General features: G+C 67.5%; 17 protein-coding genes, 3 rRNA genes and 3 pseudogenes. 7 read left to right on the top strand and 16 right to left on the bottom strand.

Features of this window, described 5'->3' with window-relative positions; all coding sequences use genetic code 11:
* Positions 1-59 precede the first annotated feature (59 nt).
* From DNK56_RS35325 to DNK56_RS11740, 5 genes and pseudogenes are all read right to left on the bottom strand, one after another.
* Complete coding sequence (locus DNK56_RS35325) at positions 60-875, bottom strand: tetratricopeptide repeat protein (protein ID WP_199563845.1); 816 nt, start codon at positions 873-875, stop codon at positions 60-62.
* A 1,407-nt stretch (positions 876-2,282) separates the two neighbouring features.
* Positions 2,283-2,399 (bottom strand): 5S ribosomal RNA (gene rrf / locus DNK56_RS11755).
* 136 nt (positions 2,400-2,535) lie between these two features.
* Positions 2,536-5,661, bottom strand: a 23S ribosomal RNA gene (locus DNK56_RS11750).
* A gap of 305 nt (positions 5,662-5,966) precedes the next feature.
* Positions 5,967-7,492: ribosomal RNA gene (locus DNK56_RS11745) — 16S ribosomal RNA — on the bottom strand.
* Together the 16S, 23S and 5S rRNA genes form the textbook arrangement of a ribosomal RNA operon.
* 608 nt (positions 7,493-8,100) lie before the next feature.
* Positions 8,101-8,490: pseudogene (locus DNK56_RS11740) on the bottom strand (DNA-3-methyladenine glycosylase); the annotation flags it as partial.
* 67 nt (positions 8,491-8,557) lie between these two features.
* On the opposite strand from DNK56_RS11740, the gene DNK56_RS11735 reads away from it, so the two are divergent.
* Positions 8,558-10,006, top strand: a complete 1,449-nt coding sequence (locus tag DNK56_RS11735) for a recombinase family protein (protein ID WP_111333299.1) — start codon at positions 8,558-8,560, stop codon at positions 10,004-10,006.
* Positions 10,007-10,047: 41 nt separating this feature from the next.
* Here DNK56_RS11735 and DNK56_RS11730 read toward each other — a convergent pair whose 3' ends face one another.
* Positions 10,048-10,659: a DNA-3-methyladenine glycosylase gene (locus DNK56_RS11730; protein WP_111333297.1), complete on the bottom strand. Its 612-nt coding sequence runs from the start codon at positions 10,657-10,659 to the stop codon at positions 10,048-10,050.
* A 50-nt stretch (positions 10,660-10,709) separates the two neighbouring features.
* A pseudogene (locus DNK56_RS35905) lies at positions 10,710-10,826 on the bottom strand (DNA-3-methyladenine glycosylase); the annotation flags it as partial.
* Positions 10,827-10,900: 74 nt separating this feature from the next.
* Here DNK56_RS35905 and DNK56_RS11720 point away from each other — a divergent pair.
* The 3 genes and pseudogenes from DNK56_RS11720 to DNK56_RS11710 all read left to right on the top strand — a co-directional run bounded on the left by DNK56_RS11720 (position 10,901) and on the right by DNK56_RS11710 (position 12,912).
* The gene (locus DNK56_RS11720; protein WP_111333292.1) at positions 10,901-11,683 is read left to right on the top strand and encodes a sporulation protein; all 783 of its coding nucleotides are present in this window, start codon (positions 10,901-10,903) and stop codon (positions 11,681-11,683) included.
* A gap of 164 nt (positions 11,684-11,847) precedes the next feature.
* Positions 11,848-12,255 (top strand): annotated as a pseudogene (locus DNK56_RS35900) (hypothetical protein); the annotation flags it as partial.
* Positions 12,256-12,405: 150 nt separating this feature from the next.
* A complete protein-coding gene (locus DNK56_RS11710) occupies positions 12,406-12,912 on the top strand; it encodes an HNH endonuclease (protein WP_111333290.1) in 507 nt (168 codons plus the stop codon).
* 62 nt (positions 12,913-12,974) lie between these two features.
* Here DNK56_RS11710 and DNK56_RS11705 read toward each other — a convergent pair whose 3' ends face one another.
* The 4 genes from DNK56_RS11705 to DNK56_RS11690 form a co-directional block, all read right to left on the bottom strand.
* Positions 12,975-13,742 carry a sulfite exporter TauE/SafE family protein gene (locus DNK56_RS11705; protein WP_111333288.1) on the bottom strand — a complete coding sequence of 256 codons (768 nt, stop codon included), beginning with the start codon at positions 13,740-13,742 and terminating at the stop codon, positions 12,975-12,977.
* Positions 13,743-13,803: 61 nt separating this feature from the next.
* Entirely contained in the window at positions 13,804-14,733 is a 930-nt protein-coding gene (locus DNK56_RS11700; protein ID WP_111333286.1) for an SPFH domain-containing protein, read from the bottom strand.
* 74 nt (positions 14,734-14,807) lie between these two features.
* A complete protein-coding gene (locus DNK56_RS11695) occupies positions 14,808-15,239 on the bottom strand; it encodes an NfeD family protein (RefSeq protein ID WP_111333284.1) in 432 nt (143 codons plus the stop codon).
* Between the two features lie 73 nt (positions 15,240-15,312).
* A complete protein-coding gene (locus tag DNK56_RS11690; protein WP_111333282.1) occupies positions 15,313-16,110 on the bottom strand; it encodes an ABC transporter ATP-binding protein in 798 nt (265 codons plus the stop codon).
* A 166-nt stretch (positions 16,111-16,276) separates the two neighbouring features.
* On the opposite strand from DNK56_RS11690, the gene DNK56_RS11685 reads away from it, so the two are divergent.
* Positions 16,277-17,056, top strand: a complete 780-nt coding sequence (locus DNK56_RS11685) for a hypothetical protein (protein WP_111333280.1) — start codon at positions 16,277-16,279, stop codon at positions 17,054-17,056.
* A gap of 70 nt (positions 17,057-17,126) precedes the next feature.
* Here the strand turns inward: DNK56_RS11685 and DNK56_RS11680 are convergent, their stop codons facing one another.
* Positions 17,127-17,771 carry a response regulator gene (locus DNK56_RS11680; RefSeq protein ID WP_111333278.1) on the bottom strand — a complete coding sequence of 215 codons (645 nt, stop codon included), beginning with the start codon at positions 17,769-17,771 and terminating at the stop codon, positions 17,127-17,129.
* Complete coding sequence (locus DNK56_RS11675) at positions 17,764-18,909, bottom strand: GAF domain-containing sensor histidine kinase (protein WP_111333276.1); 1,146 nt, start codon at positions 18,907-18,909, stop codon at positions 17,764-17,766. The genes DNK56_RS11680 and DNK56_RS11675 overlap by 8 nt, the downstream gene beginning before the upstream one ends.
* 423 nt (positions 18,910-19,332) lie before the next feature.
* Here DNK56_RS11675 and DNK56_RS11670 point away from each other — a divergent pair, with 423 nt between their 5' ends.
* Positions 19,333-20,139, top strand: coding sequence for a transglycosylase SLT domain-containing protein (locus DNK56_RS11670; protein WP_111333274.1), 807 nt, complete (start codon positions 19,333-19,335; stop codon positions 20,137-20,139).
* Positions 20,140-20,237: 98 nt separating this feature from the next.
* Here the strand turns inward: DNK56_RS11670 and DNK56_RS11665 are convergent, their stop codons facing one another.
* The gene (locus DNK56_RS11665) at positions 20,238-22,811 is read right to left on the bottom strand and encodes an ABC transporter ATP-binding protein/permease (protein ID WP_111333272.1); all 2,574 of its coding nucleotides are present in this window, start codon (positions 22,809-22,811) and stop codon (positions 20,238-20,240) included.
* A gap of 227 nt (positions 22,812-23,038) precedes the next feature.
* Between DNK56_RS11665 and serB the strand changes: the two genes are divergently transcribed.
* Positions 23,039-24,295, top strand: a complete 1,257-nt coding sequence (serB, locus tag DNK56_RS11660) for a phosphoserine phosphatase SerB (RefSeq protein ID WP_199563783.1) — start codon at positions 23,039-23,041, stop codon at positions 24,293-24,295.
* 120 nt (positions 24,296-24,415) lie between these two features.
* Here serB and DNK56_RS11655 read toward each other — a convergent pair whose 3' ends face one another.
* The gene (locus DNK56_RS11655; RefSeq protein WP_111333270.1) at positions 24,416-24,934 is read right to left on the bottom strand and encodes a SixA phosphatase family protein; all 519 of its coding nucleotides are present in this window, start codon (positions 24,932-24,934) and stop codon (positions 24,416-24,418) included.
* Positions 24,935-25,008: 74 nt separating this feature from the next.
* Positions 25,009-25,218 carry a hypothetical protein gene (locus DNK56_RS11650; RefSeq protein WP_111333268.1) on the bottom strand — a complete coding sequence of 70 codons (210 nt, stop codon included), beginning with the start codon at positions 25,216-25,218 and terminating at the stop codon, positions 25,009-25,011.
* Positions 25,219-25,317: the final 99 nt, after the last annotated feature.

Genomic DNA, 25,317 nt, shown 5'->3' with positions numbered 1-25,317 from the left:
AACGCGGAAGAGGGCGGCACCCGTCGCGGGTGCCGCCCTCTTCTCATGCGCTACGCACGTTACGCCTTGGCCGGGCCGTCCTCGTCGGCGGGCGCGGCGACGTCACGGTCCTCGTCCCGCTCGTCGGCGGGCTCGTCGCCGTGCTCGTCGGCGGCGGGCACGCGGTCGCCGCGGTCGTGCTGCTCGTCGCCATGCTCGTCCAGGGCGTCGACGAATTCGACCCCGTCCAGCTCGGCGAGGCGGTCCGAGGCGTCGGTGGAGCCGTCCTTGTCGGACTCCAGCGCCTTGCCGAACCACTCGCGGGCCTCGTCCTCGCGGCCCGCTTCGAGCAGAGCGTCGGCGTACGCGTACCGCAGGCGCGGCGTCCAGGCGTGCACGGCGCTCGATGCCAGCTCGGGGCTCTGGAGCGTGACGATGGCGGCGTCGAGCTGCCCCATGTCGCGCCGGGCGCCGGCGGCCACGAGACGCATCTCGACCTGTCCGGCCTTGTCCAGCTTCTGCACCTCGGGCTCACCGGCCATGGCCAGGGCCTTCTCGGGCCGGCCCAGACCGCGCTCGCAGTCCGCCATGACGGGCCACAGCTCCACGGAGCCGGTCATCCGCCGGGACGCCCGGAACTCGGCCAGCGCCTCCGCGTACCGCTGGGTCGCGTAGGCGGCGAAACCGGCGGCCTCGCGGACGGCGGCGACACGCGAGGCGAGCCGCAGGGCCACGCGCGAGTACCCGTACGCCTCCTCGGGCTCCTCGTCGATGAGCCGGGCCACCATGACGAGGTTGCGCGCCACGTCCTCGGCCAGCGTCTTGGGCAGGCTCTGCAGTTCCTGGCGGACGTCCTGGTCGATCTCGTGGCCGGTGACGTCGTCGGGGATGGGCAGCCGCTTGATGGGCTCGCGGTCGCGGTCGTCGCGACGGTCGTAGCCGCCCGGCCGGCCACCCCGGTCGTCCCGGCCCCGGTAGCCGCCCCGGTCGCGATCGTCCCGCTGGCCGCGGTAGCCGCCGCCCCGGTTGTCGTCACGGCGGAAGCCGCCGCCGGAGTTGCCGCCTCGATCGTCGCGGCGGAACCCGCCGCCGGAGGGGCGGTCGTCGCGACGGAAGCCGCCGCCACGGTTGTCGTCGTCCCGACGCGGACCACGCGGCCGGTCATCACGACGGTCGTCGCGCCGGTCGTAGCCGTAGCCGCCGGAGCGGCCACCGCGGTCGTCGTCGCGACGCGGGCCACGGTCGCGGTCCCGGTCGCGGTCGTCACGGCGGAAGCCACCGCCGTACGAACCACCACGGCTGTCGTCACGCCGGTCGTCGCGGCGGTCGAACCCGCCGGGGCGCCCGCCCCGATCGTCGTCGCGACGCGGGGCACGGTCGTCACGGCGGAAGCCTCCGCCGAAGTTGCCGCCCCGGTCGTCGCGGCGGAAACCACCGCTGGAGGGGCGGTCGTCGCGACGGAAGCCGCCGCCACGGTTGTCGTCGTCCCGACGCGGACCACGCGGCCGGTCATCACGACGGTCGTAGCCACCGGGGCGGCCGCCCCGGTCGTCATCGCGACGGGGCGCGCGGTCGTCGCGGCGGAACCCGCCACCACGGTTGTCGTAGCCGCCACCCCGGTCATCACGGCGGAAGCCACCGCCGGAGTTGCCGCCTCGATCGTCGCGACGGAACCCGCCGCCGGAGGGGCGGTCGTCGCGACGGAAGCCGCCGCCACGGTTGTCGTCGTCCCGACGCGGACCACGCGGCCGGTCATCACGACGATCGTCACGACGGTCATAGCCGCCCGGCCGACCGCCCCGGTCGTCATCGCGGCGCGGGGCGCGGTCGTCGCGGCGGAAACCGCCACCACGGTTGTCATAGCCGCCACCACGATCGTCACGACGGAACCCACCACCGGAGCTACCGCCCCGGTCATCACGGCGGAAGCCGCCGCCGGAGTTGCCACCCCGGTTGTCGTCCCGACGCGGACCGCGGTCGTCGCGGTCCCGGTCGTCGCGGCGGAAGCCGCCACCCGTCGGCCGGCTGTCGTCACGGCGGTATCCACCGCGGTCGTTGTCCCGGCGCGGACCGCGCGAACGGTCGTCACGGCCGCCGCCGAAGCCGCCCCGGTCACCGCCGTCCCGTCGACGCGGCTCGCGCTCCGAACGATCGTCGGGAGAGTTGGTGGACATGGGTGTGGCTCCTGTCATCGGGGTACTACAGACATTCTCGCGCAGCCGGTCAACCGACGCGCTTCGGGCAAAACAAAAGGACCCTTGGTCCCAGCGCTGAACGCTGGGACCAAGGGTCCTTCAAAAATTGTTCGGCGGCGTCCTACTCTCCCACAAGGTCCCCCCTGCAGTACCATCGGCGCTGAAAGGCTTAGCTTCCGGGTTCGGAATGTAACCGGGCGTTTCCCTAACGCAATGACCACCGAAACACTATCGGCCACTCCGCGACAAGGCGGAGTATCGGCACTTAGCGAACAAGCACACTTTTTAGTTAAGTGAATGACGTTGTTCAACCAGCACGACTGTTCGTGGCCTGGGAACAACACAGTGGACGCGAGCAACTGAGGACAAGCCCTCGGCCTATTAGTACCAGTCAGCTCCACCCGTTACCGGGCTTCCACATCTGGCCTATCAACCCAGTCGTCTACTGGGAGCCTTAACCAATCAAGTTGGTGGGAATACTCATCTTGAAGCAGGCTTCCCGCTTAGATGCTTTCAGCGGTTATCCTTTCCGAACGTAGCCAACCAGCCATGCCCTTGGCAGAACAACTGGCACACCAGAGGTTCGTCCGTCCCGGTCCTCTCGTACTAGGGACAGCCCTTCTCAATATTCCTACGCGCACAGCGGATAGGGACCGAACTGTCTCACGACGTTCTAAACCCAGCTCGCGTACCGCTTTAATGGGCGAACAGCCCAACCCTTGGGACCGACTCCAGCCCCAGGATGCGACGAGCCGACATCGAGGTGCCAAACCATCCCGTCGATATGGACTCTTGGGGAAGATCAGCCTGTTATCCCCGGGGTACCTTTTATCCGTTGAGCGACAGCGCTTCCACAAGCCACTGCCGGATCACTAGTCCCGACTTTCGTCCCTGCTCGACCCGTCGGTCTCACAGTCAAGCTCCCTTGTGCACTTACACTCAACACCTGATTGCCAACCAGGCTGAGGGAACCTTTGGGCGCCTCCGTTACCCTTTAGGAGGCAACCGCCCCAGTTAAACTACCCATCAGACACTGTCCCTGATCCGGATCACGGACCCAGGTTAGACATCCAGCACGACCAGAGTGGTATTTCAACGACGACTCCACAACCACTGGCGTGGCCGCTTCAAAGTCTCCCACCTATCCTACACAAGCCGAACCGAACACCAATATCAAACTATAGTAAAGGTCCCGGGGTCTTTCCGTCCTGCTGCGCGAAACGAGCATCTTTACTCGTAGTGCAATTTCACCGGGCCTATGGTTGAGACAGTCGAGAAGTCGTTACGCCATTCGTGCAGGTCGGAACTTACCCGACAAGGAATTTCGCTACCTTAGGATGGTTATAGTTACCACCGCCGTTTACTGGCGCTTAAGTTCTCAGCTTCGCCACCCCGAAGAGCAGCTAACCGGTCCCCTTAACGTTCCAGCACCGGGCAGGCGTCAGTCCGTATACATCGCCTTACGGCTTCGCACGGACCTGTGTTTTTAGTAAACAGTCGCTTCTCGCTGGTCTCTGCGGCCACCCCCAGCTCACCAAGTAAATCGGATCACCAGGAATGGCCCCCCTTCTCCCGAAGTTACGGGGGCATTTTGCCGAGTTCCTTAACCATAGTTCACCCGAACGCCTCGGTATTCTCTACCTGACCACCTGAGTCGGTTTAGGGTACGGGCCGCCATGAAACTCGCTAGAGGCTTTTCTCGACAGCATAGGATCATCCACTTCACCACAATCGGCTCGGCATCAGGTCTCAGACTTATATGCACGACGGATTTGCCTACCGTGCGTCCTACACCCTTACCCCAGGACAACCACCGCCTGGGCTGGACTACCTTCCTGCGTCACCCCATCGCTTACCTACTACAAGTCTGGTTCATCGGCTCCACCACTACCCTCAACTCCGAAGAGATCGGGCCGGCTTCACGGACTTAGCATCGCCTGATTCAGTACTGGGCGTTTCAAAGCGGGTACCGGAATATCAACCGGTTGTCCATCGACTACGCCTGTCGGCCTCGCCTTAGGTCCCGACTTACCCTGGGCAGATCAGCTTGACCCAGGAACCCTTAGTCAATCGGCGCACACGTTTCTCACGTGTGTATCGCTACTCATGCCTGCATTCTCACTCGTGAACCGTCCACAACTCGCTTCCACGGCTGCTTCACCCGGCACACGACGCTCCCCTACCCATCCCAGCAGGCGTTGGCCCTGATGCTGGAATGACACGACTTCGGCGGTACGCTTGAGCCCCGCTACATTGTCGGCGCGGAATCACTTGACCAGTGAGCTATTACGCACTCTTTCAAGGGTGGCTGCTTCTAAGCCAACCTCCTGGTTGTCTCTGCGACTCCACATCCTTTCCCACTTAGCGTACGCTTAGGGGCCTTAGTCGATGCTCTGGGCTGTTTCCCTCTCGACCATGGAGCTTATCCCCCACAGTCTCACTGCCGCGCTCTCACTTACCGGCATTCGGAGTTTGGCTAAGGTCAGTAACCCGGTAGGGCCCATCGCCTATCCAGTGCTCTACCTCCGGCAAGAAACACACGACGCTGCACCTAAATGCATTTCGGGGAGAACCAGCTATCACGGAGTTTGATTGGCCTTTCACCCCTAACCACAGGTCATCCCCCAGGTTTTCAACCCTGGTGGGTTCGGTCCTCCACGAAGTCTTACCTCCGCTTCAACCTGCCCATGGCTAGATCACTCCGCTTCGGGTCTAGAGCGTGCAACTCAAATCGCCCTGTTCGGACTCGCTTTCGCTACGGCTTCCCCACACGGGTTAACCTCGCTACACACCGCTAACTCGCAGGCTCATTCTTCAAAAGGCACGCAGTCACGACGCACCGAGCAAGCTCGATGCGCGACGCTCCCACGGCTTGTAGGCACACGGTTTCAGGTACTATTTCACTCCGCTCCCGCGGTACTTTTCACCATTCCCTCACGGTACTATCCGCTATCGGTCACCAGGGAATATTTAGGCTTAACGGGTGGTCCCGCCAGATTCACACGGGATTTCTCGGGCCCCGTGCTACTTGGGTGTCTCTCAAACAAGCCGCTGATGTTTCAGCTACGGGGGTCTTACCCTCTACGCCGGACCTTTCGCATGTCCTTCGCCTACACCAACGGTTTCTGACTCGTCTCACAGCCGGCAGACCGTGAAAGAGAGATCCCACAACCCCGCATGCGCAACCCCTGCCGGGTATCACACACATACGGTTTGGCCTGATCCAGTTTCGCTCGCCACTACTCCCGGAATCACGGTTGTTTTCTCTTCCTGCGGGTACTGAGATGTTTCACTTCCCCGCGTTCCCTCCACACTGCCTATGTGTTCAGCAGCGGGTGACAGCCCATGACGACTGCCGGGTTTCCCCATTCGGACACCCCCGGATCAAAGCTCGGTTGACAGCTCCCCGGGGCCTATCGCGGCCTCCCACGTCCTTCATCGGTTCCTGGTGCCAAGGCATCCACCGTGCGCCCTTAAAAACTTGGCCACAGATGCTCGCGTCCACTGTGCAGTTCTCAAACAACGACCAGCCACCCACCACCCTGCTCCGAAGAACAAGTTCACTGGGGCCGGCAACCGAAGGACAGACTCAAACGAGCCCGTACCTTCAGATACCCAACAGCGTGCCCGACCCGACCCACTCACCCCCACGTTCCACGCTCCGAGGAGCAGTACTGGTGAAGACTCATGTGCCGTGCCGAGTAGTCAACGTTCCACCCATGAGCTGACCACCGTCGGACGTTTGCCGACGTAGTGGCTCTGGATTCCTTGCGGAATCTAGATGCTCCTTAGAAAGGAGGTGATCCAGCCGCACCTTCCGGTACGGCTACCTTGTTACGACTTCGTCCCAATCGCCAGTCCCACCTTCGACAGCTCCCTCCCACAAGGGGTTGGGCCACCGGCTTCGGGTGTTACCGACTTTCGTGACGTGACGGGCGGTGTGTACAAGGCCCGGGAACGTATTCACCGCAGCAATGCTGATCTGCGATTACTAGCAACTCCGACTTCATGGGGTCGAGTTGCAGACCCCAATCCGAACTGAGACCGGCTTTTTGAGATTCGCTCCGCCTCACGGCATCGCAGCTCATTGTACCGGCCATTGTAGCACGTGTGCAGCCCAAGACATAAGGGGCATGATGACTTGACGTCGTCCCCACCTTCCTCCGAGTTGACCCCGGCAGTCTCCTGTGAGTCCCCATCACCCCGAAGGGCATGCTGGCAACACAGAACAAGGGTTGCGCTCGTTGCGGGACTTAACCCAACATCTCACGACACGAGCTGACGACAGCCATGCACCACCTGTACACCGACCACAAGGGGGGCACCATCTCTGATGCTTTCCGGTGTATGTCAAGCCTTGGTAAGGTTCTTCGCGTTGCGTCGAATTAAGCCACATGCTCCGCTGCTTGTGCGGGCCCCCGTCAATTCCTTTGAGTTTTAGCCTTGCGGCCGTACTCCCCAGGCGGGGAACTTAATGCGTTAGCTGCGGCACCGACGACGTGGAATGTCGCCAACACCTAGTTCCCAACGTTTACGGCGTGGACTACCAGGGTATCTAATCCTGTTCGCTCCCCACGCTTTCGCTCCTCAGCGTCAGTAATGGCCCAGAGATCCGCCTTCGCCACCGGTGTTCCTCCTGATATCTGCGCATTTCACCGCTACACCAGGAATTCCGATCTCCCCTACCACACTCTAGCCTGCCCGTATCGACTGCAGACCCGGAGTTAAGCTCCGGGCTTTCACAACCGACGCGACAAGCCGCCTACGAGCTCTTTACGCCCAATAATTCCGGACAACGCTTGCGCCCTACGTATTACCGCGGCTGCTGGCACGTAGTTAGCCGGCGCTTCTTCTGCAGGTACCGTCACTTTCGCTTCTTCCCTGCTGAAAGAGGTTTACAACCCGAAGGCCGTCATCCCTCACGCGGCGTCGCTGCATCAGGCTTTCGCCCATTGTGCAATATTCCCCACTGCTGCCTCCCGTAGGAGTCTGGGCCGTGTCTCAGTCCCAGTGTGGCCGGTCGCCCTCTCAGGCCGGCTACCCGTCGTCGCCTTGGTAGGCCATTACCCCACCAACTAGCTGATAGGCCGCGGGCTCATCCTTCACCGCCGGAGCTTTCAACCTTCTCCCAGGAGGGAGAAAGTGGTATCCGGTATTAGACCCCGTTTCCAGGGCTTGTCCCAGAGTGAAGGGCAGATTGCCCACGTGTTACTCACCCGTTCGCCACTAATCCACCCCGAAGGGCTTCATCGTTCGACTTGCATGTGTTAAGCACGCCGCCAGCGTTCGTCCTGAGCCAGGATCAAACTCTCCGTGAATGTTTTCCCGTAATCGGGACCACACATCACGAGAGCGGAACGAACCGGGTCGGAATATGACCCGTCGTCCACTGCGTCCTCGCTGTGTTTTTTGCCTGCCCGATCCACAAGGGATCGCACAGGACTTTCAAAGGAACCTCCAACCTGCCGTAGCAGGCCGGGGTATCAACATATCTGGCGTTGACTTTTGGCACGCTGTTGAGTTCTCAAGGAACGGACGCTTCCTTTGTACTCACCCGCAGAACACTTTCTGGGGCTTTCCTCCGGGCGCTTCCCTTCGGTCTTGCGTTTCCGACTCTATCAGACTCTTTCGTGTCCGATTCCCGGCCGAAGCGGGTCAATCATTTTTCCGCTTTCCAGGTCTTCGCTTTCGCGCTTTCCCCTTTCGGCGTGTCCACTACTTTAGCGGATTCTCCCAGTTACTCATAATCGAGTCAGTGGGGCCGAATTCCGGCATGCCGAAACTCGCACCCTCTGGGGTGAGTCGTAGGTAGTGGTTGGCCGCTTCCGGGTCTGCGCGGTGTGCGATCCGATGGACCGAACCAACAGCTGTACCCGTGTCAAGCGACTCGGACAACATTAGGTGTCCCCCAGGGGGCGAGTCAAGTTCACCTGCGGCGGGGCACATGGGCGCGGTACGGGCTCACCGTGGGGTCGCCGTCGATCCAGTACCGCCAGGGGTGCACCGCCCCGTCGCCGCCCACTCCCGTGCGCGGCCCGTTCCGCACCTGGTCACGGGGCGGCGGGGCACCGTGCAGTACGTAGAGCTCGGCGCCCTCGTGGGCGATGGCGTCGGTGCCGTTCAGCGGCCGGCCGATGTCCAGGGCGGTCGCCAGGCGCGCCGGGCCTTTGGCCAGTTCTCTGTCATTACGGGCCGAAACTCGACGTTTGCGGGTCAGCTCGGCGCCCACCACGATCTCGCCGGCCCGCAGCAGGACCCCGCTCGCCCGGCCCTCGGGCCCGCACACCAGGTTCATGCAGTGCCACATTTCATAGGTGACTCACCAGGCATGCATGTCGTTGGTTCTGCATCATCCGCAAGCGACGGCAAGCAGGAGACGAGCAGTGCGAGCGATCATCTACGCCAGGCTCAGCCCCACCCCGAGGGGCGAGGAATCCAAGGGTGGGAATCTGACACAACAGGTCGAGCTGAGTCAGGCGCTGTGCGACCGGAAGGGCTGGTCGGTCGTAGCCACGATCGTCGAGAAGGACACGTCGGCTTCGACGAAGCGGGGAGCCAAGCGGAGCGCGGAGTGGGAACGCGTGAAGGCTCTGGTGGAGGACGGCAAGGCCGACGCCATCGTGTCCCGTCACTACGACCGTATGTACCGCACGCCCTGGGACCTGGAGGATCTGGTGGACCTGGCGGAGGTGACCGGCGTCACTCTGGCGGCCGCACAGGCACACGGAGTGCTCGACCTGTCCGCCCCGTCCGGCCGTCTGGCCGCTCGCATCGCCGCTGTGGTGGCTCGCAACGAGACAGAGATGCGAGTCGAGCGTCAGGTACTCGGACATCAACGGCGCAGGGAGTCGGGGAGGCCCTTCTGGAGTACTCGCCCCTTCGGCTTCGAGCGGGACGGCAGGCACCGGGGAGCAGAGGCGGAGGCCCTGCGGCAGGCGTACCGGGATGTCCTGGCCGGCGTCACCCTCTGGTCCATCGCGAAGGACTGGAACACGCGTGGGCTGCTCTCGCCGCACGGCAAGGAGTGGCGCAGCTCGAACCTTCGGATGGTCCTCTTGAAGCCGAGGAACGCGGGAATCCAGACATACTCACAGTGGGTCGAGAAGCCGGACGGTACGCGCGTGCGGCGGACCGAGGAGACCGGCGCGGGCAACTGGGAGGCAATCGTCTCCAAGGCCATGTTCCGGGCGCTGGTTCGCCACCTGAGCGACCCCGAGCGCAACACGGGCGGTGGCGGCAGACGTAAGGCGCTGCTGTCCGGCGTGGCCCGCTGCTCGAAGTGTCAAGCCGCCGTCACTCAAGGGTGGAGCAAGAAGAACGCGGCCGGAGAGCGGTACCGCATCTACACCTGCTCAGGTGGCCGGTGCATCACCTGCCCTGCGGACCCCCTCGACTCCTTCGTCGTCAGGAAGGTCATCGACAGGGCCGAGGAGTGGAACGCTGCACCGGCCACGCATGCCGCCGACGAGAAGCGCGAGGCCGAGCTGCTGGCCGAGGAGACGGCTACATCCGAGAGGCGCACCGCATTGGCGGAGATGTTCGCCGTAGGAGACATCGACGCGTCGACCTTGCGGACGGGCATCGGCAGGTGCGACGCCGACCTGACCAAGATCCGGTCCGAGCTGGCAGTCCTGGCATCACAGCGGGTGCGTGTCGACCTGGGCGACGTCGAGTACTTGTGGGAGGAACTGGACTACGAGGACCCCGACCGCATCGACCACGTGCGGACCGTCGTCATGCGGGTCTGCGAGCGAGTCGAACTGTTGCCGCGCGGGCGAGGAACCCGGGGCTTCCAGAGCGAGCACTGCCGGATCACGTTCCGGACATCCTGAGATCCGATCGGGTCGAGCCGGGTCCCTTGCCTGCGTTCTGTTCATGCTCGGTCGGAGAGCTTGGCTCTCGGGCTCAATCGGTACGCCGAGACCGTTGGATCACCGGCGAGGTAGAACCGGTGCTGCCAGTCGTGGGCCTTGCTCACTCCCACCCGAGGACCGACCCGGATGAGTGCGGTAGGTACCGGCTCGCCTTCGGACAACGCGACAGAGGTACCTGCCAGGAGGTCTGCGCCGTTGTGTTCCGCCGTGATGCCGAGTGCTTGGCCGACGTTCCCCGGGCCTCGGGCGAGCCGTGGGCCCTCGACCTTCTCCCCTCGCCGCTCGCGTGCCAGGTCTTCACCCTTGATGACTCTGCCTGCCCGGATGAGGACACCCGAGGCGATGCCGTCCGTCCCGGTGACGATGTTGGCGCACCAGTGAAGACCGTGGGAGCGGTAGACGTAGAGGTGCCCCGCGGGCCCGAACATGGTGGCGTTGCGGGCGGTACGGCCCCGGTAGGCATGGGAGGCCGGATCAGCCGTACCGGAGTACGCCTCGGTCTCCGTGATGGCGATGCTCACGACCCCCTCGGGGGTCTTGCAGGTGAGGACGGTCCCGAGCAGCCTGGGGGCGACCTCTTCAGCAGGATGGGCGAGGAAGTCGATGTTCACGCTGACCGCCTCGACATCCCGTACGTGAAGTGGACGCACGCGTGGCCGGGCGGCCCGTCCGGGGTGTTGCGTACTAGGTGGCGGCCGAGGAGATCGGGTGCCACCTCCAGTACGGGGCGGTCGAAGAAGTACCGCGGGAGCGGCGTACGGTCCGGGCCATCGATCATGAGGTTCGAGGTTAGCGGGAACCGAGTACGGTCGTGGCGCGTATGTAGGGGTCAGGAACTAGGAGGGAAACAAGATGGGCTTCAAGCGGCTGCTCGCGAGCATGGGTGCCGGCGGCGCCTCGGTGGAGACGGAGCTGAGCGAGGTCAACGTCGTTCCGGGCGGGGTCGTCCAGGGCGAGATCCGCGTCCAGGGCGGATCGGTCGACCAGCAGATCGAGGGGCTCTCCGTGGGGCTGCAGGCCCGCGTCGAGGTCGAGGGTCAGGACCAGGAGTACAAGCAGGACATCGAGTTCACGAAGCTGCGGCTCGGCGGCGCCTTCGAGGTGCGGGCCGGGGCGGTGCATGTGGTGCCGTTCGGGCTGGAGATCCCCTGGGAGACTCCGATCACCATGTTCGCCGGCCAGCACCTGCACGGCATGAACATCGGTGTGACCACCGAACTGGAGATCGCGCGCGCGGTGGACTCCGGCGACCTCGACCCGATCAACGTGCACCCGCTGCCGGCCCAGGAGGCCATCCTCGACGCCTTCGGCCAGCTGGGCTTCCGCTTCCGCAGCGCCGACATGGAGCGCGGCCACATCCGCGGCACGCGTCAGCAGCTGCCCTTCTACCAGGAGATCGAGTTCATCCCGCCGTCGCAGTACCGCGGGCTGAACCAGGTGGAGCTGTCCTTCGTCGCGGACGACCGCGAGATGGACGTCGTCCTGGAGATGGACAAGAAGCCGGGCCTGTTCAGCGAGGGCAGCGACTCGTACCGCGCCTTCAAGGTCGGTCTGCACAACTACCGCGAGACCGACTGGGCGGCATATCTGAACCAGTGGCTGGCGCAGGTCGGCGGGCAGCGCAACTGGCTCTAGGGTCGGAGGTCGGGCGCGGGGGGATCGATCCTCCCGCCGCGCCGTCCGACGGAGCCTCTCCTACAGAGAGGTGCTGACTTGAATCCGCCCCCGGCCGAAGCGGGGGATTCCTGGCTCACGCAGCCTGTCGGGTCGGCGACCCGACAGGTCTTCCACGATCAGCGCCAGCCGGGACGAAACCTGCCCGGTCCGACACGAAAAAGCTTGGCGATGCATGTGCCGTCTTGGTTCTCGACCAGCACGCGTACGGAGCTTGGTTCTCGCACCACACGCCGACCAGCGTACCCGATCATGTGGGCGGCCTTTCGCCCTGCTTCGCAGGAGTCCGGTTCATCCCCGGCCTGAAGGCCCGGGCCTCCTCGGAGCTTCCCGGGACGAAGGATTTCGGCGGGGCCGCCCCGCCGGCCGGGGAGAACCACCGCTATGTGTTCACGGTGTACGCGGTGGACACCGAGAAGCTCGGCGTCGACGGCGACACCTCGCCCGCCGCGGTCGGCTTCAACCTGCGGTTCCACACCCTGGGCCGGGCCCAGTTGATCGGTGAGTACGCGGAGCCCGCCGCCACCGACTGAGTACCAGAACTTCCGCCGCCGTTTGCCCTGCCCTGGTCCTGGAGAGATCAGGGCAGGGCATTTTTTTTAATGCGTTGTCCCTCACGGCGTGCGCGGCCAGAGTGGGTCCGGGCCCGCCAGGGGGCGGCCGGCACACGGGAGGTGGGCGAGATGCGGGACACGCTGGTGCTGAACGCGAGCTTCGAACCACTGTCGACGGTGACGCTGAACCGTGCGGTGGTGCTGATCCTTCAGGACAAGGCCGTCGTCGAGCAGTCGCACCCCGACCTCCGCATGCGTGGCGCCGATGTCGACATCCCGGTGCCCCGGGTGATCCGGCTCTGCCGGTACGTACGGGTGCCGTTCCGAAGACAGGCCCCGTGGTCCAGGAGGGGGGTCCTGGTCCGGGACCAGCACCGGTGCGCGTACTGCGGGAAGCGGGCGAGCACCGTCGACCATGTCGTGCCGAGGGCGCAGGGCGGGCAGGACACCTGGCTCAACACGGTCGCCTCGTGCGCCGAGGACAACCACCGCAAAGCGGACCGTACGCCGGAGCAGGCGGGGATGCCGCTGCTGCGGCAGCCGTTCGTACCGTCTCCGGCGGAGGCGATGCTGCTGGCCCTGGGGGCCGGTGAGCGTTCGGCGCTCCCGGAGTGGCTGGCGCACAGCGCCGCGTAGCCGGCGTACGCCCGATGAGGTGGCCGAAGCCCGTCTCCCCCGTGGAGACGGGCTTCGGGCGTTCAGCGGAGCAGCAGTTGGACGATGGCGGCCGTGCCGACCGTGACGATGAGGGCGCGCAGCAGGGTGGGGCTGAGGCGGCGGCCGACCTTGGCGCCGATCTGGCCGCCGAGGGCGGAGCCGATCGCGATCAGGGCGACGGCGGTCCAGTCGAAGTCGGCGACGAAGAGGAAGAAGAGCGCGGCGATGCCGTTGACGATGGCCGCGAGGACGTTCTTCACGGCGTTCAGGCGCTGCATGGTGTCGTCGACCAGCATGCCCATGAGGGAGAGGAAGATGATGCCCTGCGCGGCGGTGAAGTAGCCGCCGTAGACGCTGGCCAGGGTCAGGCCGATGTAGAGCAGCGGGCCGCCGTCCGGGTGGGCCGATTCGCCCTTGTCGGCGCGCCGTCGCTGGACGGCCTTGCTGATGCGCGGCTGGAGGATGACCAGGACGAGGGCCATGGCGACCAGGACCGGGACGATGGTCTCGAAGGCCGTGGAGGGCAGGGCCAGGAGCAGGGTGGCGCCGGTGAGGCCGCCGATGAGGGCTCCGGTGGTGAGCTTGAGGACGCGGGAGCGCTGGCCCCGGAGTTCCTTGCGGTAGCCGATGGCGCCGCTGATGGAGCCGGGGATGAGGCCGAGTGCGTTGGAGACGGTGGCCGTGACCGGGGGCAGACCGGTGGCCAGTAGGACGGGAAAGGTGATCAACGTCCCGGAGCCGACGATGGTGTTGATGGCTCCGGCGCTGATCCCCGCGGCGAAGACGGCGAGCATCTCCCAGATTGACATGGTGTTTCCCCCGTGCATGATCGGTGCTTTGTGCACGAATCATGCACGGGGGTGGAGCGTGTCAGTCGAGCGGGGGTTGCTCGCGCCGTTCCTGGCCGGTGTTGAAGCCGGGTGCGCCGGTGGAGAGGTTGCCGAAGGCGCCGCTGAGGCCCTTGAGGGCGTCGCCGATCTCGCTGGGTACGATCCAGAGCTTGTTGGCGTCGCCCTCGGCGATCTTCGGCAGCATCTGGAGGTACTGGTACGAGAGGAGCTTCTGGTCCGGGTCTCCGGCGTGGATGGATTCGAAGACCGTACGGATGGCCTGGGCCTCGCCCTCGGCGCGCAGGGCGGCGGCCTTGGCCTCGCCCTCGGCGCGCAGGATCGCCGACTGCTTCTCGCCCTCGGCGGTGAGGATCGCGGACTGGCGGGTTCCTTCGGCCTGGAGGATGGCGGCGCGCTTGTCGCGGTCGGCGCGCATCTGCTTCTCCATCGAGTCCTGGATGGAGGTGGGCGGCTCGATCGCCTTGAGCTCGACGCGGTTGACGCGGATGCCCCACTTGCCGGTGGCCTCGTCGAGGACTCCGCGCAGGGCGGCGTTGATCTCCTCGCGGGAGGTGAGGGTGCGCTCCAGGTCCATGCCGCCGATGATGTTGCGGAGCGTGGTGACGGTGAGCTGCTCGATGGCCTGGATGTAGCTGGCGACCTCGTACGTCGCGGCCCTGGCGTCGGTCACCTGGTAGTAGATGACGGTGTCGATGTTGACGACCAGGTTGTCCTGGGTGATGACGGGCTGCGGCGGGAAGGGCACGACCTGCTCACGGAGGTCGATCCGGTTGCGGATCGAGTCGATGAACGGGACGACGATGTTCAGGCCCGCGTTGAGCGTGCGGGTGTAGCGGCCGAACCGTTCGACGATGGCGGCGCTGGCCTGGGGGATGACCTGGATCGTCTTGATCAGGGCGATGAAGACGAGCACCACCAGAATGATCAGGACGATGATGATCGGTTGCATCGTTTCCTCGTGCCCTTCGGTTGATGATCGTCATCGAGTCTGACAGAACACGCCTTGCCGTGGGGGCCGTTCGGTCACATGACGACGGCCGTCGCCCCGTCGATGTCGACGACATCGACCTGTTGGCCGGGTTCGAAGCTGAGTCCGGCGTCGAGGGCGCGCGCCGACCAGATCTCCCCGGCCAGCTTGATCCGGCCGCCGGACGCGTCCACGCGTTCCAGTACGACGGCCTGACGGCCCTTCAGGGCGTCGATGCCCGTGGCGAGCTGGGGTGCGCGGTCGGCCCGTTGGCGGCCGGCGATCACCCGGACGACGGCGGTCAGCGCCACCGAGACGATGACGAAGACCAGGACCTGGGCGACGATTCCGCCGCCGAGGGCCGCCACGACCGCGGCGGCGACCGCCCCCACGGCGAACATGCCGAACTCGGGCATCGCGGTCAGGACGAGCGGAATGCCCAGTCCCACCGCGCCGATCAGCCACCACACCCACGCGTCGATGTCCACATGGTCATGGTAGGGCCGTCAACGCCCTTACGGACAGGGCGCGATCGGGGCGGTGGGGTTTCGGGGGCGGGTGTCAGGCGAGCGGCAGGCCGCGGGCGGTGTAGCGGTCGCCCTGGTGCTCGACGACGAGGGGCAGGCCGAAGCAGCGGGAGAGGTTGCGCGAGGTCAGCTCGGTCTCCATGGGGCCGGCGGCGAGCACCTTGCCCTGGCGGATCATCAGGACGTGGGTGAAGCCGGGGGCGATCTCCTCGACGTGGTGGGTCACCATGATCATGGAGGGCGCGTACGGGTCGCGGGCCAGCCGGCCGAGGCGGCGGACGAGGTCCTCGCGGCCGCCGAGGTCGAGGCCGGCGGCGGGCTCGTCCAGGAGGAGCAGTTCGGGGTCGGTCATCATGGCGCGGGCGATCAGGGTGCGCTTGCGCTCGCCCTCGGAGAGGGTGCCGAACTTGCGGTCGAGGTAGTCGGTCATGCCGAGCCGGTCGAGGAAGGCGCGGGCGCGGTCCTCGTCGACCTGGTCGTAGCTCTCGTTCCAGGTGGCGGTCATGCCGTAGGCGGCGGTGAGCACCGTCTGGAGGACCGTCTGGCGGCGGGGGAGCTTGTCGGCGAGGGCGATGCCCGCGATGCCGATGCGGGGGCGCAGCTCGAAGACGTCGGTGCCGACGCCGCCGAGGCGCTCACCGAGCACGTCGACGGTGCCCCTGGTGGGGAAGAGGTAGCTGGAGGCGATGTTGAGCAAGGTGGTCTTGCCGGCGCCGTTGGGGCCGAGGATGACCCAGCGCTCGCCTTCCTTGACCGACCAGGAGACGCCGTCCACCAGAGCGCGTCCGTCGCGGACCACTGATACGTCCACCAGCTCCAGTACATCGCTCATGAGCGCGTTGTCTCCCCATGCAGTGTCGAGATCGTCGCATGCCGGTCGGGCAGGCTCCCAGGGAAAACCTACGCCACGGCACGAGTACGGGCGGCGCTGGGCCCGCCGTCACGAACGGGGTCGTGACGGGACGCACACCGCCCACGACAGGTCCTAGGCTGTCCGCATGCTTGTGGAACCACGTTCAGGGGTGCTGGCCGCCTGGGGGAACGCGTTGCTGGCGGGGCTGGTGTCGCCGGACGACGCGGTGCTCGCCGTGGTCGGGGAGGACGCGGTGCACCGCGTCGAGGGGCTGCCCGGTGAGGCCGGTCCGGTGGGGCTCACGTTCGCGCTGGGGCGGCTGCGGTCGCTCGGGGTGAGCGGTTTCCGGGTCGCGCTGCCGGTGCCGGGGCATCCGCTGGGGCTGAGCGGTCCGCCGGAGTTCAACGCCCGTGCGCTGGAGGCGGAGGAGGCGGTGGTCGGCCACGGCGCGCCGTACGGGCTGGTGCCGGAGGTGCGCGAGGCGGGCCCGGCCGGGGATGTGCACGTGGATGTGGTGTGGCACTGCCTGGCGGTGCGGGAGGCGCCGCCGGCCGATGTGCCGTCGCTGGGCGAGGCGGAGCGGGAGCTGGCGGAGGCGCTGCGGGACGCGACGGCGGTGCTGACCCGGCTGGACGTGGCGGGGTCGGGGCCGGTGGCCGAGGCGGCGGTGGACGCGTACCGGGCGCGGGCGGAGCGGGGGCGCGAGGTGCTGGCGCCGGGCTATCCGCCGCGGGCGGTGCGGGTCCTGGAGCTGGCGCAGCGGGTCGGGCTGCTGGTCTCGGTGGCGTACGAGAACGGGCACGGCGGTGCGGTGAGCGCGTCGGAGATGGCGGCCAGGGCGGAGGCGCTGCGGCCGGTGGAGCGGGTGGCGCGGCGGGCGCAGGTGGCGGCGTACAACGCGTACGTGGAGGAGCCGGCGCGGTAGCGGGGGCTCGGGGTGCGCCGGTGCGGTCGGGAGGAACCCGGCGTGCGCCGGGCCCCCGCGCGGCCGGTGGTCAGCCTGCCGCTCCGTGGCGGACCGCCCACAGGGCGGCCTGGGTGCGGTCGGAGAGGTCGAGCTTCATCAGGATGTTGGAGACGTGGGTCTTGACCGTCTTCTCGGACAGGACCAGGGCGCGTGCGATCTCCCGGTTGGAGCGGCCGTCGGCGATCAGGCCGAGCACTTCCCGTTCGCGTTCGGTGAGGGTGCTCCCCCGGCCGGTGCCGGTGCCGGGCTCGTCCTGGGCGAGGAGTGCCCCGGCGACCTCGGGCTGGAGCAGGACGTGTCCGGCGTGGACGGAGCGGATGGCGCCGGCCAGGGCGTCCGGGTCGACGTCCTTGTACACATAGCCGGAGGCGCCCGCGCGCAGGGCGGGGACGACGGTGCGCTGCTCGGTGAAGCTGGTGACGATCAGCACCTTGGCCGGGTTCGCCAGTTCGCGGAGTCTGCGCAGCGCCTCGATGCCGTCGGTGCCGGGCATCTTGATGTCCATCAGTACGACGTCGGGCCGCAGCTTCTCGATGGCGGCCACGCCCTCGGCGCCGTCGGACGCCTCGCCGACCACTTCGATGTCGTCCTGGATCTCCAGGAACGTACGCAGGCCGCGGCGGACGACCTGGTGGTCGTCGACGAGCAGCACCCTGATGATCCTGTCAGCCACCGGGGATCTCCATCTCGATCGTGGTGCCCTTGCCGGGCTGGGACTCAACGGTGAGCCTGCCGCCGACGCCGCCGGCGCGGTCGCGCATGGAGACCAGGCCGAGGTGCCGGCCGGCGCGGCGGGTGGCGGCGGGTTCGAAGCCCCGGCCGTCGTCGGTGACGCGGAGCACGGTGGCGCCGTCGCGGCGGACGAGGGTGACCTCGACGTGGTCGGCGTCGGCGTGGCGCAGGGCGTTGTGCAGGGCTTCCTGGGCGACCCGGAGCAGGGCCTCCTCCTGGGCGGCGGGCAGGGCGCGGACGCCGGTGGAGGTGAAGGTGACGTGCGCGGTGTGGGCCCGGTCCAGGACCTGGACCTGGGTGCGGAGGGTGGCGACGAGGCCGTCCTCGTCCAGGGCGGCCGGGCGGAGCTCGACGACGGCGGCGCGCAGTTCGTCCACGGCTTCGGCGGCGAGGGCGGCGACCTGCTGGAGTTCGCCCTTGGCGCGGGCCGGGTCGCGGTCGACGAGGGTGGCGGCGGCCTGGGCGGTGAGCCGGAGCGAGAACAGTTTCTGGCTGACCGCGTCGTGCAGCTCGTGGGCGAGGCGGGAGCGTTCCTCGGCGATGGTGAGTTCGCGGCTGCGCTCGTAGAGGCGGGCGTTGGTCAGGGCGATGGCGGCGTGCTGGGCGAGGATCGAGAGGAGGTCCTCGTCCTCGGCGGTGAATCCGCAGACGCCCTCCGGCTTGGGGCACCTCTTGTTGGCGAGGAAGAGCGCGCCGATGGTCTCGTCGCCGTCCCGGATGGGCAGTCCGAGGAAGTCGGACATGTCGGGGTGGGCGCTGGGCCAGCCGCCGAAGCGGGGGTCCTTGCGGACGTCGGCGAGCCGCTCGGTGCGGGCGGTGTGGAGCATGGCGGCGAGGATGCCGTGCTGGCGGGGCAGCGGGCCGATGGCCTTCCACTGCTCCTCGCTGACGCCGTCGACGACGAACTGGGCGAAGCCGCCGTGGTCGTCGGGGACCCCGAGGGCGGCGTACTCGGCGTCCAGGAGTTCGCGGGCGGAGGCGACGATCGTCTTCAGGACGTCCCGTACCTCCAGGTGGCGGCTCATGGCGAGCAGTGCCGCGCTGACGGCCGCGAGGCCCGAGGGGGGTCGGTGGCTCATGCGGCTCACGGTACCGGCGGGGCCCGCTCGCCCGTATCGGGCCGGGGGCGGCCGGGGACCGGGGCGCAGGGCCTAGGACCTGCGGCGGGGGAGGGTCCGACCCGCGACCCGTCCGGAACATCGCATTCCGCATTGCTTCAGCAACGTACGGTCACGGCGAGGCTCGCCCGATGTGAGGCCACGCATAGGGTCCACGTCACTTACGAAGTCGCTTAGTGGACCGAAAAGGGCGATTTGGGCGGTCTTGACCTGGGGGCGAACCCGGCAAACCGCTCGCCATTCCACTACTCGGCTTCGTACGTCACACCTTTGCCAGGCCATTTTGCCGCCGCTAAGAATTGAGCTCGTCCCCGACGGAGATGCGCAGTCGCTCCCGTCTTCGTCCTCCGTGAGGACCCCCCGAATTCGAAGAGGTACGCCTGTATGTCCGCGCACAGCATCACCGGCCGTCTCCGACGCCTGAACAAGACCCAGAAGCTCTCCGCCGCCGGCATCTCCGCCGTCGCCGCCGCTGCCCTCTCCTTGTCCCTGGTGCCCGGTGATGCCGAGGCCGTGACCGAACCGCAGGCCCTCTCCGCAGCCCCGGTCGTCTTCGACTCCGCGAACTCCAAGCAGGTGCGGGCGATCCAGGACAGCGTCATCGAGCAGCACTCGACCGCCGAGAAGCTGGTCAAGGCCGCCGACGCCGCCAAGGCCGAGAAGGCCGCCGCGGTGAAGGAGGAGACGGGTTCGAAGTCCAAGCACTCCAACGACTCCGAGCGCTCCGATCGCTCCGGGAAGTCCGGCAAGAACGAGAAGTCCTGGGCGAAGAAGTCGAAGGGGCACGGCAAGTCCGAGCGCAAGTCCGAGAAGAAGTCCTCGCGCGGCGACGAGGCCGCGAGCCGCTCCTCCGCCCGTACGCACATGTACGCCAACAACCTGGACGGCTGGATTCGCGAGTCCCTGGCCATCATGAAGGAGCGGGGCATCCCGGGTACGTACGAGGGCCTGCACCGCAACATCATGCGGGAGTCCAGCGGCAACCCGAACGCCATCAACGACTGGGACATCAACGCCCGCAACGGCGTGCCGTCGATCGGTCTGCTCCAGATCATCAAGCCGACGTTCGACTACTACCACGTGTCCGGCACCCCGCACACGCAGTACGACCCGGTCGCCAACATCACCGCGTCGGCCAACTACGCCGCCGACAAGTACGGCTCGATCGACAACGTCAACAGCGCGTACTGATCCGCTCCGGCCGCGGAGCGTGACGAAACGCCGGAGGGCGGCACCCCGCGCGGGGTGCCGCCCTCCGGCGTGTACATGTCCGGGCCGGACACACCCGTCTACTTGCGCATGACCTCGGGCTCGTGGCGGCGCAGCAGCCGGGCGACGACGAAGCCGCAGACGACGCCGATGAACAGCAGGACCGCGACGTTCATCCCCCACTGGCCCGCCGTGTGCTCCCAGAGCGGGTCCAGGTCGGTGGGGTTGTTCTGGTCCCACGGCGGCATGAGGTGGGCGAGGTCCAGCGTCGAGCCGGCGCCCGCGATGGCCCAGCGGGACGGCATCAGCCAGGCGAACTGCTCCAGGCCCGGCGAGCCGTAGACCTGGAAGAGGATGCCGGTGAAGACGACCTGGACGATCGCGAACATGACCAGCAGCGGCATGGTCTTCTCGGCGGTCTTCACCAGCGAGGAGATGACCAGGCCGAACATCATCGAGGTGAAGCCGAGCGCGATGACCGTCAGGCACAGCTCGACGGCCGGCGGCATGATCAGGCCCTCTTCGGGCAGATCGCGGGTGGCGAAGCCGATGCCGCAGATGATGACGCCCTGCACGGCCGTGATCAGGCCGAGGACGATGACCTTGGACATCAGGTAGGCGGAGCGGGACAGGCCGGTGGCCCGTTCCCGTTCGTAGATGACGCGTTCCTTGATCAGTTCGCGTACGGAGTTGGCCGCGCCGGAGAAGCACATGCCGATGATGAGGATCAGCATGATCGTTCCGGCATCGCCGTTGAACTTGTGCGGCGGCTTCGGCGGGGCGAGCCCGTAGTCCGACGGGATGACCACGCTGACGATGCCGAGCACCGCGGGCAGGATCACCATCAGGCCCATGAAGCCCTTGTCGGAGCCGATCACCGAGACGTAGCGGCGCATCAGCGTCCACAGCTGGGTGCCCCAGCCCTGCGGCTTGGGCGGGCGCATCTGCTGCGGCGGCGGCATGTGCACCGACTGCGGGGCGGCGGCGTCGATGTCCGCGGCGTACATCTGGTAGTGCTGCGAGCCGCGCCAGCGGCCGCCCCAGTCGTGGTCGCGGTAGTTCTCGAACGCGGAGAAGACGTCGGCCCAGGTGGAGTAGCCGAAGAAGTTCAGCGCCTCGTCCGGCGGGCCGAAGTAGGCCACGGCGCCGCCCGGCGCCATCACCAGCAGCTTGTCGCAGATGGCCAGCTCGGCCACCGAGTGCGTGACGACCAGGACGGTACGGCCGTCGTCGGCCAGGCCGCGCAGCAGCTGCATGACGTCGCGGTCCATGCCCGGGTCGAGACCGGAGGTCGGCTCGTCCAGGAAGATCAGCGACGGCTTGGTGAGCAGCTCCAGCGCCACGGAGACGCGCTTGCGCTGGCCGCCGGAGAGCGAGGTGACCTTCTTGTCCTTGTGGACGTCGAGCTTCAGCTCGGTGAGGACCTCGTGGATACGGGCCTGGCGCTCGGCCTCGGTGGTGTCCGCGGGGAAGCGGAGCTTGGCCGCGTACTTCAGGGCGCGCGTGACGGTCAGTTCCTTGTGCAGGATGTCGTCCTGCGGGACCAGGCCGATGCGCCGGCGCAGCTCGGCGAACTGCTTGTAGAGGTTCCGGTTGTCGTAGAGGACGTCGCCCTGGTTGGCGGGCCGGTAGCCGGTGAGCGCCTTGAGCAGGGTGGACTTTCCGGAGCCGGACGGGCCGATGACGCCGATCAGCGACTTCTCGGGGACGCCGAACGAGACGTCCCTGAGAATCTGCTTGCCGCCGTCGACCGTCACCGTGAGGTGGCGGGCCGCGAAGGAGACCTCACCGGTGTCGACGAACTCTTCCAGCCGGTCGCCGACGAGCCGGAAGGTCGAGTGGCCGACGCCTACGATGTCGTTCGGGCCGATGAGCGCCGAGCCGGACTTGGACAGCGGCTGACCGTTGACGAACGTGCCGTTGTGCGATCCGAGGTCCCGGATCTCGAAGCGGCCGTCGGGCGTCGCGTGGAATTCGGCGTGGTTCCGGGAGACCTGGAGGTCGGAGACGACCAGGTCGTTCTCCAGCGCACGACCGATCCGCATCACCCGGCCGAGGGCCAGTTGGTGGAACGTGGTCGGGCTGCGGTCCCCGTAGACCGGCGGGGAGCCCGCCGGGCGGCCGGTGCCGGGGCCGGGCGGCGCCGGGGCCGCGCCCTGCTGCGGGACGTGCGGCTGCTGCGGCGTGTTCGGCTGCGGCACGTGCGGCTGCTGGGGGGCGGGCTGCTGCCAGCCCTGCTGCTGCGGCGGTACGGGCTGCTGGGGCGCCGGCTGCTGCCAGCCGGGGTGGCCCCCCTGCTGGGGCTGTTGGGGCGGCGGGGCCTGCTGCGGCTGCGCGGGGCTGTAGACGTCCGCGGCGCTCAGGGTCAGCCGGGGGCCGTCCGTGGCGTTGCCGAGGTTCACGGCGGAGCCGGCGGCGATCTCCAGCTGCTGAATCCGCTGGCCGTGCACATAGGTGCCGTTGGTGCTGCCGTGGTCCTCGATGAACCAGCTGCGCCCGTTCCAGCTGATCGTGGCGTGCCGCCACGACACCCTGGCGTCGTCGATCGTCATGTCGCCCTGCGGATCACGTCCGAGGGTGTACGACCTGGACGGATCGAGCGTCCAGGTCCTGCCATTCAATTCCAGTACGAGTTCCGGCACTCCGCGCCCCACCTAGTTGTCCCCCGTGTTGCCCCCGTCGCAGGGGGCCTAGGGATGCTGAACATCGTGGCGAACTATTCCAGGACCGGTCCCCGATACGAAAGCCGGGCGGTCCGAGGTGACCTCACCGAGACCTGGCCGGCCAGGCGAAAAGGGACGGACCGGTGCGCCCGGTGGGCTGTCCGGCACTCGGGACGGGCCGCCGCGGCCGGCGCGCGGACCGATACGGTGGAAACACCATGAGCGTATCCCGGCCCCCTGAGCCCGCCCCGTCTCCCGAGCCCGTCGCGTCCGTGCACGGTCCGGACGTCCCGACCCTTCTCGTGAAGATATTCGGGAAGGACCGCCCCGGCATCACCGCGGGCCTCTTCGACACCCTGGCCGCGTACGCGGTGGACGTGATCGACATCGAGCAGGTCGTGACGCGGGGCCGTATCGTCCTGTGCGCGCTGGTCACCGCCCCCACCTCGGGCGGGACCACGGAGGGCGACCTGCGTGCCACCGTGCACAGCTGGGCCGAGTCGCTGAAGCTCCAGGCCGAGATCATCTCCGGCAGGGGCGACAACCGGCCGCGCGGCTCGGGCCGCTCCCATGTCACGGTGCTGGGGCACCCGCTGACCGCGGAGTCGACGGCGGCCATAGCGGCCAGGATCACCTCGACCGGCGGAAACATCGACCGTATCTTCCGGCTGGCGAAGTACCCGGTCACGGCGGTCGAGTTCGCGGTGTCCGGTACGGGTACGGAGGAGCTGCGCAGCGCGCTGGCGCCGGAGGCCGCGGGCATCGGCGTGGACGTGGCCGTCGTGTCGGCGGGGCTCAGCCGCCGGGCGCAGCGGCTCGTGGTGATGGACGTCGACTCGACGCTGATCCAGGACGAGGTCATCGAGCTGTTCGCGGCGCACGCGGGCTGCGAGGCCGAGGTCGCGTCGGTGACCGAGCGGGCGATGCGGGGCGAGCTGGACTTCGAGCAGTCGCTGCACGCGCGGGTGGCGCTGCTGGCGGGGCTCGACGTCTCGGTGGTGGACAAGGTCCGCTCCGAGGTGCGGCTGACGCCCGGCGCCCGGACGCTGATCCGTACGCTGAAACGACTCGGCTACCAGGTGGGCGTGGTGTCGGGCGGGTTCACACAGGTGACCGACGACCTCCAGGAGCGGCTGGGGCTGGACTTCGCCTCCGCCAACACGCTGGAGGTCGTGGACGGGAAGCTCACGGGCCGGGTGACCGGGGACATCGTGGACCGGGCGGGCAAGGCCCGGCTGCTGCGGAGCTTCGCCGCCCAGGCGGGGGTGCCGCTGGCGCAGACGGTGGCGATCGGTGACGGGGCCAACGACCTGGACATGCTGAACACGGCGGGGCTCGGGGTGGCGTTCAACGCCAAGCCGGTGGTCCGCGAGGCCGCGCACACCGCGGTGAACGTGCCGTTCCTGGACACCGTGCTGTATCTGCTCGGGGTCACCCGCGAGGAGGTCGAGGCGGCGGACGGCCTGGTCGAGTAGCGGCCGCCGTACGTATGTGAGGCCGCCGCACGGGAGCGAGCCGTACGTACGTGAGGGACGGGAAGGGCCCCGGCGCGCATCGGGTGATGCGGGCCGGGGCCCTTCCGCGCGGGCCGCGGGTCAGTCGTTGGGCGTCCAGTACTCGGCGAGGCGGCCGACGCCGTGTTCGGCGGACTTCCAGGGGCCGGTGAACTCGACGACGGCGAAGGCGGCGGTCGGGAAGCCGCCGCGCGCCATCCGGGAGAGCGCGTCGCCCTCGCCGCTGCCGGAGAGGGCGTCGGCGAGCGCGTGCATGCCGGGGTTGTGGGCGATGACCAGCAGGTCGGCGACGTCGTCCGGGGTCTCGTTCACCAGGGCGATCAGTTCGCCGAGCGAGGCCTCGTAGAGCCGCTCCTCGTACACCGTCTTCGGGCGCTGGGGCATCTCGTGCACGGCCAGCTTCCACGTCTCCCGCGTTCTGGCGGCGGTGGAGCAGAGGGCCAGGTCGAAGGTGATCCCGGAATCGGCCAGCTTGCGGCCCGCCATGGGGGCCTCCATGCGGCCGCGCTCGGCCAGCGGGCGCTCATGGTCGGAATCCTGCGACCATTCCGCCTTGGCATGCCGGAGAAGGACGATCCTGCGAGATGTATCGGCGCTCATACACCTCAGCTTCGCATGAAACGTGCCACCTGGCGCAGGGTGTTGGAGCCTTCGTCCGGGCCGGGCGGCGGGCATCAGCGGGTCAGCAGCGCGAGGAGTTGCCGCAGCAGCTGGCCGGTCGCCGATTCGCCCGTGGCGGCCTGGGCCTGGCCCGGTCCGGCGATCAGCAGCAGCAGCGCGGCGAAGGCGAGGGCGGGCAGCACGACGGCCCACCACGGCAGCCGGACGTCGACATCGCCCGACGCCGGTCGGGTGGGCCGGGGGTGCTGCGTACGGGCCGGCATGTCCGCCTCCGTGGGTGCTCGGTTCTGTTACTCAGAACCTACGGAGGCGGGGGCGCCGCTCCCATCCGGTGAGCCACCCACTTCACCCTGACCCTGGCC

The sequence above is a fragment of the Streptomyces sp. AC1-42W genome, assembly GCF_003248355.1.
Classification (GTDB): domain Bacteria; phylum Actinomycetota; class Actinomycetes; order Streptomycetales; family Streptomycetaceae; genus Streptomyces.
This window is presented reverse-complemented; position numbering and strand designations above follow the sequence as displayed.